Below are 13141 nucleotides of genomic sequence, written 5' to 3'. Positions count from 1 at the left end.
CCCGGGTGAAGGCCTCCGGGGCGCGCATCCTGGTGACCCCCTGCGCCGACGGGTACGCCCACTTCCGCTACCTCTATCCGCGCATGGGCAAGGAGCTCCCCTGCGAGGTCCTGCATATAACCCAGCTTTTGGAGAGGCTGGTCTCCGAGGGCAGGCTCCGCTTCCGGGAGCAGGTGCCCCTCCTCCTCACCTACCACGACCCCTGCCACCTGGGGAGGATGGGCGAGCCCTATCTGGGGGACTGGAAGGGGGACAAGCTGCAGCGCCCCATGTCCCTGAAGAGGGCGGGAAGAAAAGGGGTCTACGAGGCGCCGCGCAACCTCCTGCGTGCCCTTCCCGGCGCCGAGCTGGTGGAGATGGAGCGCATCCGCGAGTACGCCTGGTGCTGTGGGGCGGGAGGCGGGGTCTACGAGGCCTTCCCCGAGTTCGCCTCCTTCGCCGCGCGGGAGAGGGTGGAGGAGGCCCTGGCCACGGGGGCGGAGGGGCTGGCCACCGCCTGTCCGTGGTGCGTGCGCGTCCTCCGCGATGCCGCGCAGGAGATGGGGGCGGAGATCCAGGTCTACGACCTGGTGGACCTGGCGCTCCAGGCGGCGGGAGTCGCGGAGAAGGAGCGGGTGTGAGGCCGGGGACGGGACACCTCCAGGGGTTTCCTCGCCTCTTGTCCGGCCTTTACGCGGATCGGGGGAAAGGGAAACGCCGCTGAGGATGGAACTCTCCCCGCCGCCGGGCCCAAGCCGACCGGCCGGGATCGCGGCGCGGCGTGGCCGCCCGGTACGGGAGTCTTGAAGGTCGCACCGGGGCCGCATGTTTTACGGAACAGACGCTAAGGCGATGAAGGCGATGAATGCGGGAACGCACGATGAACAACGGCGAAAAGGCTAGGAGGGGGGATTGAGGCATGACCACCGCAACTCTCGAGACCTGGAAAGAGATATCGGAAGCCGCTTACCGGGACCTGGAAAACGCGGTAGGGGAGGAGAACGTCTCCCTTGAACCGGCGGTCCTGGACGGGTATGCCTGGCAACCCACCATCAACGACGACCCGGCCAAGTGGGTGAAGCGGCCCGTGGCCGTGGTGCTCCCCTCCTCCACCGAGGAGGTGCAGGAGGTGGTGCGGGTCTGCAACCGGCACGGGCTGAAATTCAAGGCCTTCTCCACCGGATGGGGGGTCTATTCCGGGCCCACCTACGACAACGTGGTGCAGATAGACCTGCGGCGCATGAACCGCATCCTGGACATCGACGAGAAGAACATGTACGCCCTGGTGGAGCCCTACGTCTGCGGGGCCCAGCTCCAGGCGGAGGCCATGAAACGCGGGCTGAACTGCCACATCATCGGCGCCGGTCCCGCCTGCTCACCTCTGGCCAGCGCCACCTCCGGCTGGGGGGTGGGTTGGGACGGCATCTACATGAGCTACGGGCACCGCAACCTGCTGGGTGCGGAATGGGTGCTGCCCAACGGGGAGCTGCTCCGCGTGGGCTCCTGCGACTCGGGCCTGGGTTGGTTCTCCCCCGACGGGCCCGGTCCCTCCCTGCGGGGGCTTATGCGCGGTTCCACGGGGGCCCTTTCCGGGCTGGGAGTCTTTACCAAATGCGCCTTGAAGCTCTACCCCTGGCCCGGGCCGGGCCGGGTGAACATCAAGGGGCTCCTCCTCGACGCCAAAGCGGAGATACCGGGGAACGTGCGTTTCCATATGTGTTTCTTCCCCGACCGGAAGAGGCTGGCCGATGCCGTGTACCGCATGGGAGAGGCGGAGATCGGCTACCTGGCCACGCGCACCGCGGTCGCCGCCTTCATCTACACCTTCGCCCCTCACCTCCTGCGGCGCATAGCGGGCACCCGCGCCCTGCGGGACGTCTTGAGCAAGGGGACCAAGTGGGTCTTCGTGATCATGCTGGTAGGAGCAACGGAGGAAGAGATCGAGTACCAGGATGCCGTGCTGCGCCGCATCCTGGCCGATCACGACGGGCTCTCCATAGAGGCCATGGGGGTCCCGGCCATCGGATCCATGGTCTTCATGAACTTCTTCCGGGTCACGGCCATCCCCATGGTCTTCCGTATGGGCGGCCTCTTCTCCACCGCCCTGGACCGCAACGACACCTGGGACACCCAGCTGGACTGGGCGGAGATCGGCGAGTCCATCAAACAGAAATGGATCGCCCGAGGCGGCATACTGGACGACCTGGCCGACAACCCCTTCATGGCCCTCTACGAGAGCAACATGTGGGCCCACTGCGAGGAGATCTTCCAGTACGACGCCCGGGACCCCAAGCACCTGGCCTCCCTGGAGCCCATGTTCATCGAGTTCTCCGTGGCAGCCATCGAGAAGTGCATGGAGCCCCTTTCGGCCACGGACGCCAGGCTGCGCAAGATCGTGAGCCCCCTGATGGGCCATTACAACGAGTGGCAGAAGAAGGTCTCGGCCCTGGTGGACGCCAACCGCGCCGCGGACACCGGTATGTACTGCGACGAGGTGGACTTCGATTTCTCCAAGGTTGAGCCGGAGCTGAAAGCCAAGCTGGACCGGCTGGTGGAGAAATTCAAGTGGTCGGAAGACGGCCCTCCTTCCTGAGGGACGACACACGGACAACGAACGGAGTGCCGTCCGCGACCCCTTCCGGCCGGGAAAAAGGCACCGGCGCGTGCGCCGCGGAACAAAATGGCCGGGGGACGCCAGGAAACGCAACTGGACCATCCGGCCGGGGACTCGACGGGCGAACGCCGGGACAGGGGTTGACAAGGAAATAACGGTACGCCCTTGTAAAAACGTTCAGCGCACCTCTCACGGCCTGCATGCCGCAACTCTCGCAGCACCAAAACCCGCCGGAGCCGGGAAGGCTCACGCTGCGCGTAGCGCATTCCCGTAAAGGCGCGGGAGACGCGCGAAAAAACCGGCTGCCGGCCCGGTTCACGTACCGCGATCCCGGAAAGGCACGGGATGAACGCTCTCGTCGCCGTTCTCTCCGCAGCGGCAACCGCCGGGGGAATGAGGCGGGCGTCGCGCCGCACGGGGGAAACGCGGGAAGGGGCGATCCCGGCGGTCTACGCCATTCCGGCGCCGGAGTCTGCGCTCTCCGGGGCCGAGGGGGTTTTTCCGACAAGATCGGCAGCGAGCCACATCGAGCCAGGGAATCGGGGACAACGGCGGGGACGCGATCGCAGGGCTTGCGGATGAGGGCACAAGGAACGGGAGCGGGAGATCGAGGAGACCCGCCAAGGCGGAGGCCCGCAGAGGGGCATGAATCCGCAGGGGGACGAGTACGTTTTCGGACCGGTAAACGGACGGGAGACGGCAATCGGTAAAGGCTGATGGCGAAGACCCTTTGAGGGAGGTGACTGCGGATGGAGAAATGGGACGTGGTGGTCGTGGGGGCCGGACCCGGCGGCTCCTACGCCGCCAAGACCGCGGCCGAACTGGGGCTGAAGACGGTCTTCTTCGAGAGGGGGCGCAGGCCGGGGGACAAGAACTCCTCGGGATGCGGTCTGGGGCAGCGCTGGTGGCGGGACTTCCCGGAGATCATGGAGGCCCTGCAGGGGCTGCCCTCGGTGCGCAAGGTGGAGATGGTGGTCATAAACCTGGTCGACGAGAACAACCGCCTACGCTACCGCTGCGGGACCACCGGCTCCGACCTCTGCGCCAACCGCTGGCCGCACGGCATGGACGGCATCAGCATCTACCGCCGCGACCTGGATCCCTTCCTGGCCGACCTGGCGGTGAAGGCGGGCGCCGAACTGCGCACCTCCACGCTGGTCAGCGACGTGATCATGGAGAACGGCCAGGTCAAGGGGGTGCGCACGGAGAAGGGGGAGCCCATCCACGCCGAGGTGGTCATCGCCGCAGACGGCGCTATGTCCACCATGGCGCGCAAATCGGGGATGCGCAACCGCTGGGGGGGCGGCTGTACCCTGGTGCCGCAGCTGGACTTCTCCGCCGACCCGGACAAGATGGACGACGTCATCGGCAACGCGGAGTGGGTGTGGTTCGGCGCCCTCTACGGGGCCTACCAGGTGAACTTCCGCGACGGTTTCCACATCGGCGCCGGACAGTGGCTGCGGGAGGACTGGGACGAGAGGCCCACGGACATGGTCAAGAAGGTGCTGCAGTTCCCGGCCTTCCAGGCCATGTGCCGGGCGATAGACGCAAAGCCGCGCGAGTACCAGGCCCACCTCCTCCCCTGGCTGAAGAAGCCCCCCAAGACCTACACCGGGGGCATGCTCCTGGTGGGGGACGCCGCGGGCTTTCCCTGCCCCCTGGAGGCGGAGGGGATCTGGCACGCCCTCACCTCGGGCAAGATAGCCGCCGAGACCGCCGCCTGGGCCATCTCCAGGGGAGACACCTCGGAAAGGGCCCTTGCCGAGTACGAGCGCCGCTGGAAGGCCTCTCCTCTGGGCAAGGAGCACGAGTTCGGGCCGGAGTTCGTTGACCTCTGGAACAGCACCATCTTCGACCCCAAGCTCATGGCCCGGCAAATCCAGCTCCTCCTGGAGTTCTCCATGCTCCACCCCTTCTCCGTGGTCTTCGACTGGGGCGATGCGCACATCGACTGCTTCAACCAGCACCTGGAGCACCTCCTGGACCTGGCCCCGCAGTTCTCCGACTTCGGCCGCACCTACCTTGCACCCCTGGCGCGGGGCATCTGGCCCAAGAACGTGAAGAGGATCCTGCTTTCCGTGAAGCCCAGGATCCCGGTGCTCAACAAGCTGCCGGACAACACCTTCCTGCGCCTGGTGGCAAAACTTTCCAAATCGCTGGCGCCCTACCTCGACCCCACTGTGGACCAGGAGGCTCCTCTCCCCCGGGAAGTCTTCGAGAGGAGCAGGGCCGGGAAGAGGTGAGGATGGACGGCGTTCGGAATGGCGCGACGAGGAGGTATGGGAGATGGAGGAGATGAAACTGGACTTCACAAAGCTGGTAAAGAGGGTGGATGCCGACAAGACCGGCGACTTCATAAGCTATGACGAGGGCAAGTGCAACGGGTGCGGGCTGTGCACCATGGTCTGCTCCTTCAACCTCTGGTCGGTGAAGGAGGGCAAGGCCCGCCTGGCCCCTCGCTACCAGGAACTGTGCCTGGAGTGCGCCGCATGCTGGGAGATATGCCCCACGGAGGCCATCGACTTCTCCTACCCCGCGGGGGGCACCGGCGTGGTCATCGAGTACGGATGAGGGATGCAGCGGATGAAGATAGACGTGCATCACCACATCGCCCCGCCGGAATACCGTTCCGCCCTTGCCGCCAGGGGTGTGGAGAGCGTGGGAGGGCGGCCCATACCCGCCTGGGACCCGGAGGAGACCCTGGCATTCATGGAACGGCAGGGCATAGAGACGGCGCTCCTCTCCGTATCCGCGCCGGGCGTGTTCATAGGCGACCCCCCCTTGGCCAGGGAACTGGCGCGGTCCTGCAACGAATATCTCGCCGGGCTGGTGCGCGAGAACCCGCGCCGCTTCGGGGCCTTCGCCGTCCTCCCCCTGCCGGACGTGGACGCCGCCCTGGAGGAGACCGCCTACGCCCTGGAGCGGCTGAAACTGGACGGTGTCGGGCTATTGAGCAGCGTGGACGGCCGCTATATGGGGCACCCTTCCTTTGAGCCTCTCTTCGAGGAGCTGGACCGACGGGAAGCGGTGGTCTTCATGCACCCCCACACACCCGAGGAGGGCGGCGTCCCGGATACCGGCCTTCCCCCTTCCCTCATCGAATTCGTCTTCGAGACCACGCGCGCCGTGGCCACCCTGCTCTTCAACGGCATCCTGGAGCGGTATCCCCGGGTGAGGATCATCCTGCCCCACGCGGGGGGCACCGTCCCCTTCATAGCCCTCAGGCTCAGCCTGGGACAGTTCTGGCCAGGGCTCCAGGAGCAGGTCCCCAAGGGAGTCGTCGCTTACCTGCGGAGCCTCTATTACGACACGGCCCTCTCCGCCGCCCCCTTCGCCCTGCGCTCCCTGCAGGAGCTGGTGGACGATTCGCACATACTCTTCGGGAGCGATTACCCCTTCGCCCCCGAACTGGCCGCCGCGGCGACCATCGCCGGGTTGAACGAGTATCCGGGATTCGACGAAAGGTCGCGTGAAGCGGTATTCAACCGCAACGCCAAGGAGCTCTTTCCCCGCCTGCGGGATAGGGCGCGGGGGTGAGTCGTTGAAATCGGGGCACGGCGACAGGGTTTATTGTGAGTCCCCATTTCTCAGGGCGGGAAGGTGAGGGCCGGTCCGCTTATCCCCGGCGTCCGGAAGCTGGTGCCGACCGCCCATGCAGCATGAACCACGCAAGGCGGAAGGGGACTCGAGCGGTGTACGGAACGCATTGCCGAAAGCGGATCGGGACGATGCGGCGCAGGTGGCATGATGAGGAGAAAGGCGTCCCTTTCGACTCCGGAAAGCTATCGCTATGGGGATCGAGGAATGCCTCTCGGACCTGCCGGGAAGTGAAAGGCATATGGACGGCGGCGATACCGGTGACTGTATGGCGGACGGGACCAGGAGACAACGCACGCCGACCGTGGGCCCGGCCGACCCAAGGATTGTTGTTTACACGCTCGACCCGTCAGTGAAGCGCCGTGCATGTGAAACAACGTGCATATGGAAGAAAAGTGGGCTACACACCCCGAGCTAAGGGATACAGCCGGCCAGAGGATCGCGGGTTCCACGCTCGATCCGCCGGCGAAACGCCGGTCATCTGAAACAACGTCATATGAAAGAGCCGTGGATAACACACGCTGACCCAGGGATCCGGCCAACCCGAGGCTCGCGGGTTAGACACTCGATCGGCCGGTAGAGCACCGTTCATATGCAGGGGCGGAAATCTTGTGGCTGCCACGGCGCGCGTACATCCGTGAAGAAGGGGTGATGAGCGATGTCCCGTGAAGGGGGAAAACTCCTGTGGGTGGACCTCACCGCTGGAGAGATATCCGAAAGCCGTCTGGAGGATGAGGCGCGCCGAAAATTTCTGGGAGGCTCCGGCCTCGCCGCTTACCTGTTCTTCGAATCGAAAGGGTACGAAGCCGACCCCCTCTCCCCGGAAAACCCTCTCCTCTTCCTCAACGGGCCTCTGTCCGGCACCAACCTCCCCGGCTGCTCGCGCCTTGCCGTCTGCGCGCGCTCCCCTCTGACCGGCATCTGGGGCGAATCCAGCATGGGCGGCTCCCTCGCCCGTCAGCTGCGGGGCAGTGGGTACGAGGGTATCTTCATCACCGGGGCTTCCAAGCGGCCGGTCTACCTCCTCCTGACCGAAAGAGGCGGGGAGCTGCGCGACGGCTCCCGCCTCTGGGGCATGGGCACCTTCCAAGCCGAGGAGGCCGTCAAGGCGGAGGTCGGCGACCGGAGGACCGCCGTGGCATGCATCGGACCGGCAGGGGAGCACCTGGTAAAATATGCCAGCGTGGTCAGCAACCGCGGGAACCTCGCGGCGCGGTGCGGCATGGGCGCGGTGATGGGCTCCAAGATGCTGAAGGCCGTGGCCGTGAGGGGCGACCTCGGTCACCGCCCCGCCGACCCCGGAGCCTACGAAGCGGTGCGGCGTAAGGCCCTGGAGAACATCAGGAGGAGTGCCTTCGCCGAGGGCCTCCACCTCTTCGGGACCGCGGGAGGGGTGGACCTCTCCTCGGCCATATGCGACCTCCCGGTCAAGAACTGGCGGGAACCCCGCTGGATCCAGGGGATGGAATCCCTCTCCGGCGTGAACATGGCCGACACCATCCTGGTGGCCAGGCGTTCCTGCTACGCCTGCCCCATCGCCTGCAAGCGCGTGGTGGAGATAAGGGAAGGAAAGTACTCCATGCCGCAGGGCCCGGGTCCCGAGTATGAGTGTGTCGGTTCCCTGGGGTTCATGCTCAAGGTCGGCGACCTCGAGGCCGTGGCCAGGGCTAACGCCCTGTGCAACGATTACGGGATGGACGTCATCTCCACCGGCGGGACGCTGGCCTACGCCGTGGAGGCCTTCCGGGAGGGGCTCATCCACGAGAGCGTCACGGGCGGCATGGTACTGGACTGGGGCAGACCGGACCTCCTCATCGAGCTCATCCCCAGGATAGCCCGCCGCGAGGGCTTCGGCGACGAGCTCGCCGAGGGCAGCCGGCACCTCTCGGCCAATTACGGGGGGGAGGACTACGCCATCCAGGTCAAGGGCTTGGAATGCCCCATGCACGACCCGCGCGCCATCTGGTCCATGGCCCTGGGTTATGCCACCAGCATCCGGGGAGGATGCCACAACCGGGACACCAACCTAGGCCTGGAGATGGGGATGGACAGCCTCGAGGAGATAGGGTTCCCGGCAACCCTTCCCCAGCGCGGGGAGGGCAAGGCCCAGATGACCGTGCATTCGCAGGCCATAGGGGCGGTCTGCGATTCTGCCGTCATCTGCCTCTTCGCCTGGAAGGGAGCGGGCTCCAGCCTGAGCATGCTCAGGGACATGCTCAACGCCGTCACCGGCTACGGGCTCGACCTCGAGGACCTCATGGAGACCGGCAACCGTATCTGGTACCTGAAGAGGGCCCTATGCAACCTGTGCGGGACCACCCGGGAGGACGACCGGGTGCCACGGAGGATAATCGAACCCCATCCCGATGGGGAGGCTCAATTCCTGCTCGGGGCCCTGAACCCCCTCCTCAGGTCGACCAACCGCCTGCTGGCCGGGATCCGGAGCGAGAGGGTCCTCCGCCTGCTGAAGGAGTTCAACCGCCGCTTCACGCTGCGCCACACCTTCCGCATCGTCAGCCTCGCCGGGAAAATCCTGCCGGCGGCCAGGGCCTCCGCCCGCGCGGCGCGCGCTTCCCGATCGGGGGAACCGGGGGGAGGCCGCGTGGAATTCGACCCCATGCTCGAGGAGTTCTACCGGTTGAGGGGCCTGGACGAACGCGGCTTCCCGGAGGCTGCGGTGCTGGAAATGTATGGGCTGGAAGAAATCGCCAAGGTATTGCACGCCGGGAGCGGGGCCGAGGCTCGACCTTCCCCGTAGGCCTGGACCTCCGCGGAAGCGCGCCGCGGCAGGCCATGTGGCTTGGCAAACCGGGCATGCAGGATAGTCCGCCTGAGGACTCGCCTCCTCCCCGTCCCCATTTGATCGCCGTTCAGGCCAGCGGTTACCACCCGCCTTGAAGCAGAGGGGTCCGCTTGCCCGTTCAGCGGACATATTGGGCCACGGTATTGCAGGTGTGCCGGAAATCTCTGGCCTCGAGGAGGGGCCCACGACCAGTTCGGCCGATATTTCGAACCTTTCGGGATAAATATCCCGCAGCTCAATCCCATCCCATTTCCTCTCCATATCCGGTGAACGGGGAGGAGCCTCACCAATCCATGCTCATCACGGTCGGCGCCGGCATCCGCACCTCCCGCACGGTTCCTCCCGTATGATCCCAGGCGCTCCTACAGGCCTTGACCGCCTCCTAAACGGTTGGGTTTTACGGCGTAGCGGTCTACAAACTGGCGGCCAGGCGGGGATTGGTACTCTGACCGTCTTTTAAGCCGTTCCGCCCTGTCGGTCCATCGTATGCTGGTAATATATGGTTATTTTACCCGCGTCGTCTCCGCGGAAGGCGAACAGTGGAGGGATACATCCTTTCAGCTGTGGCGGCATCACGGTAAACCAACATATAATAGGGACAAACAAGGATAAGCGCTCGATTCGACGACGGAATCCGGGGGTTGCCATGATTTACTTCAATAATATCGTGAAGCGGAGACAATTTTCTTTTCTTGCCGCCTTTATTCTATTTCTCCTTACCGCTTTCCTCATGACTCCGCTTCCGGGTGGCGGTCGCACGGCGGAAAAGGCCATCGCCTCCTCCGCCTCACTGCCGGAAGACGCCGTGAGCGAGGCCTCCGTTCCCTCCTACGGGGACGCCCAGACCTGGTACCTCGCCGAGGGGTACACCGGCGGGGAGTTCGACACCTACGTCCTGGTGCAGAACCCCGGGGAGACCTCCGCCCACGTGACCCTCAAGTTCCAGCTCCCGCCGGGGCATTCCGCTCCCGACTACGAGTTCGACCTCCCGGCGGGGACCCGCTCCTCCATCCAGTTGGACGGCCTGCCGGGACTCTCCAACACCGACGTCTCTACCAAGGTGACGAGCACCGCGCCGGTGATGGTGGAGAGGGCCATGTACTTCAATTACTTCGGGAAGCCTGGCGGCCACGACTCCATAGGCGTGAAGTATCCCTCCACCGTCTGGTACCTGGCCGAGGGCTACACCGGAGGCCAGTTCGACACCTACGTCCTGGTGCAGAACCCCGGGGAGACCTCCGCCCACGTGACCCTCAAGTTCCAGCTCCCGCCGGGGCATTCCGCTCCCGACTACGAGTTCGACCTCCCGGCGGGGACCCGCTCCTCCATCCAGTTGGACGGCCTGCCGGGACTCTCCAACACCGACGTCTCTACCAAGGTGACGAGCACCGCGCCGGTGATGGTGGAGAGGGCCATGTACTTCAATTACTTCGGGAAGCCTGGCGGCCACGACTCCATAGGCGTGAAGTATCCCTCCACCGTCTGGTACCTGGCCGAGGGCTACACCGGAGGCCAGTTCGACACCTACGTCCTGGTGCAGAACCCCGGGGAGACCTCCGCCCACGTGACCCTCAAGTTCCAGCTCCCGCCGGGGCATTCCGCTCCCGACTACGAGTTCGACCTCCCGGCGGGGACCCGCAGATCGGTCCAACTGGATTCGCTTCCCGGCCTGAGCAGCACCGACGTCTCCACCACCGTCGAGTCCACGGTCTCAGTAGTGGCAGAGCGGGCTATGTACTTCGAGTACCAGGGTAAGCGCGGAGGGCATGTATCCATAGGAACGGATTTTCCCTCAACTGTCTGGTACCTGGCGGAAGGCTATACGGGGGGCCAATTCGATACCTACGTCCTGGTCCAGAACCCCGGGCAGGAGACCAAACACGTGAGGTTCGACTTCCAGCTCCCGCCCGGGCACTCCGCCCCGCCGCTGGAGTTCGACATCACCGGCGGGTCGCGACGCTCCGTCCTCCTGGACGCGCTGCCCGGGCTCTCCTCCACCGACGTGTCCACCAAGGTCACTGCGAGCGGGCTGGTGGTGGTGGAGAGGGCCATGTATTTCAGCTATATGGGCAGGGACGACGGGCACTGCTCCATCGGCTCCCTATACGAGCCGCCCATCATCCCCGACACCACGAAGGTGCTCGGAGAGGCCGAATTAGGCCATCTCTCGGGGGCCGCCAAGTCCGGAGACGGAAAGAGGTTGGTGCTCACCTTCGACGCCGACGTGGGGGCCCTGCAGGATGTCGAAATCGGAGACGTCATCGTCAGCGGCATCACCTCCAAGACCCCTTACGGCATGCTGCAGAAGGTAGCCGGTGTGAACCGGGCAGGTGGGCAGGTGATACTGGAGACGGTGGAGGCCTCCCTGGAAGAGGCCATATGGAGGGGTCACATCATCAACTACACTGACCTTGTGCCCGCATAGCTCGCTTCCACCCGCATCCTGGCTGAAGGCGTTGAATTCAGGCCCGGGGGCGAGGCGGAGCCGGGCGCCTTCCGTGACGCCGCCTCCATGGACCTCACCTTCAATTATGACTTCAACAACCTCAAGCTGGGAGACGATACCAACTACCTTCTCCTGAACGGCCACGCCTCGCTGAGCTTCACGGCCGAGTTCAACGTGGACATCGACGTCACCTGGCCATCGCTGGACGACCTCCTGGGTGGGGACGTCCTCCCGGAGGTGGACCTGAAGAGCGTGGACTTTGGGGTCACCGTCTCCGAGGAGGTGGAGATCCAGGGGTCGGCCTCCGTCACATCGGACCTGGATCACGAGGAATCCGTGGTGGAGCACGAGTTCGCCCCCATAGACGTCCAGATCGGTCCCGTGCCCGTGGTCCTGGTCCCATACATCGAGGTGCACGTGGGGGTGGACGGCAGCGTTTCCGCTGGCATCTCCTTCGGAGCCGTCCAGAAGGGAAGCGTCTATGCCGGCGCCTCCTACGACGGGACGAATTGGACGCCGAGCACGGGAAAGGACTTCTCTTTCGACTGGACGCCTCCCACGGGGAGCATCGACGCCGACGTGAAGGTCTACGCCGGCCCCCAGTTCGGCATCAAGCTCTACGGCGTGTGCGGGCCTTATATCAACTTGGAACCCTACGTGCGCATGGAGCTCGACACCGCCAAGCTCCCGCTGTGGAAGGTCTTCGTTGGCGTGGAGCTGGACATCGGGGTCAAGGCGGGGGTGGAGCTCGAATTCGAGGCCGACGTGGGCTGGCTGGGCACTTACGAGTGGAGCTGGTCCCTGGAGCTCTTCGACGTCAAGTGGGACGGAGCCCTGCGCTGGGAGATGCTCCTGGCCAACTCGGTGCACATCACGTCCCTATCTCCAGAAAGCGGGCCGGTGGGCGCGACGGTGACCGTCAACGGCGCGGGCTTCGGAACCTCCCGGGAGAACGACTCTTTCGTGAAGTTCGGGGACGTGAGAGCGGAGGAATACACCTCGTGGTCCGACAACACGATCAAGTGCAGGGTCCCGGCGGGCGTCACGGGAACCGTGGAGGTCAAGGTCACTCACATCTTCCACAAGTGGGGTCCCGTCACCATCAAGGTTACCTCCAACGGAAAGCCCTTCACCGTGACCGGAGGCGGCGGAGGGGGGTCCGCCGGGGGCTGGCAGACGCAGCTCTCGGGCGTCAATTCCCTCTACGGCGTGGACGCCCTGAACTCCACCGCCGTCTGGGCGGTGGGAGCCGGCGGGACCATCCTCCGCTACAACGGCACCTCGTGGACCAGCCAGAACTCCGGGACCACGAACGCCCTCTATGACGTCAGCGCGGCGGCCGCCAACCGGGTGTGGGCGGTGGGTTACCAAGGCATCCTGCTCTATTACGACGGTTCATCTTGGAAGGAGCAGGACAGCGGGCAGGAGGGCCACCACCTCTATGGCGTGTACGCCGCCGACTCCTCCCACGTCTGGGCGGTGGGGGAGCTGGGGAGCATCGTCTACTGGAACGGCACCTACTGGACCCACCAGGAGAGCGGCACCACGGCCAACCTGCGCAGCGTGGAGGGAACGGGCACGAACAACGTCTGGGCGGTGGGCGACGACGGGACCATCCTACGCTACAACGGTTCCACGTGGAGCAAGGTGACCGGGGTCACCTCCGACGACCTCACCGACGTCTGGGTGAAGGACGCGAACA

At 65.2% G+C, this 13141-nt stretch carries 8 protein-coding genes; all 8 read left to right on the top strand.

Annotated elements, in window-relative coordinates; all coding sequences use genetic code 11:
- Positions 1-620, top strand: a 620-nt coding sequence (locus tag H7007_RS06295; protein WP_287153988.1) for a (Fe-S)-binding protein, incomplete at its 5' end; no start/stop codon positions are given.
- 278 nt (positions 621-898) lie between these two features.
- Positions 899-2572 carry an FAD-binding oxidoreductase gene (locus tag H7007_RS06290; RefSeq protein ID WP_287153986.1) on the top strand — a complete coding sequence of 558 codons (1674 nt, stop codon included), beginning with the start codon at positions 899-901 and terminating at the stop codon, positions 2570-2572.
- A gap of 770 nt (positions 2573-3342) precedes the next feature.
- On the top strand, positions 3343-4836 hold the full coding sequence (locus H7007_RS06285) for an NAD(P)/FAD-dependent oxidoreductase (RefSeq protein ID WP_287153985.1): 1494 nt from the start codon (positions 3343-3345) through the stop codon (positions 4834-4836).
- Positions 4837-4879: 43 nt separating this feature from the next.
- Positions 4880-5164: an ATP-binding protein gene (locus H7007_RS06280; protein ID WP_287153984.1), complete on the top strand. Its 285-nt coding sequence runs from the start codon at positions 4880-4882 to the stop codon at positions 5162-5164.
- A 12-nt stretch (positions 5165-5176) separates the two neighbouring features.
- Positions 5177-6130, top strand: a complete 954-nt coding sequence (locus H7007_RS06275; protein ID WP_287153982.1) for an amidohydrolase family protein — start codon at positions 5177-5179, stop codon at positions 6128-6130.
- A 718-nt stretch (positions 6131-6848) separates the two neighbouring features.
- Complete coding sequence (locus H7007_RS06270) at positions 6849-8948, top strand: aldehyde ferredoxin oxidoreductase family protein (protein WP_287153980.1); 2100 nt, start codon at positions 6849-6851, stop codon at positions 8946-8948.
- Positions 8949-9798: 850 nt separating this feature from the next.
- The gene (locus H7007_RS06265; RefSeq protein ID WP_287153978.1) at positions 9799-11418 is read left to right on the top strand and encodes a DUF5719 family protein; all 1620 of its coding nucleotides are present in this window, start codon (positions 9799-9801) and stop codon (positions 11416-11418) included.
- An 87-nt stretch (positions 11419-11505) separates the two neighbouring features.
- On the top strand, positions 11506-13141 hold a 1636-nt coding region (locus H7007_RS06260; RefSeq protein ID WP_287153976.1), incomplete at its 3' end, for an IPT/TIG domain-containing protein.

It is taken from the genome of Candidatus Solincola tengchongensis, assembly GCF_015711935.1.
In the GTDB taxonomy this organism is placed as follows: domain Bacteria; phylum Actinomycetota; class Geothermincolia; order Geothermincolales; family RBG-13-55-18; genus Solincola_A; species Solincola_A tengchongensis.
The sequence above is the reverse complement of the archived record's forward strand: the minus strand, read 5'-3'. Positions and strand labels throughout refer to the sequence as shown.

What these genes read in the sequence shown, in the direction of transcription:
- H7007_RS06290 (WP_287153986.1), top strand. Translation starts at nt 899, where the DNA reads ATGACCACCGCAACTCTCGAGACCTGGAAAGAGATATCGGAAGCCGCT.
- H7007_RS06285 (WP_287153985.1), top strand. Translation starts at nt 3,343, where the DNA reads ATGGAGAAATGGGACGTGGTGGTCGTGGGGGCCGGACCCGGCGGCTCC.
- H7007_RS06280 (WP_287153984.1), top strand. Translation starts at nt 4,880, where the DNA reads ATGGAGGAGATGAAACTGGACTTCACAAAGCTGGTAAAGAGGGTGGAT.
- H7007_RS06275 (WP_287153982.1), top strand. Translation starts at nt 5,177, where the DNA reads ATGAAGATAGACGTGCATCACCACATCGCCCCGCCGGAATACCGTTCC.
- H7007_RS06270 (WP_287153980.1), top strand. Translation starts at nt 6,849, where the DNA reads ATGTCCCGTGAAGGGGGAAAACTCCTGTGGGTGGACCTCACCGCTGGA.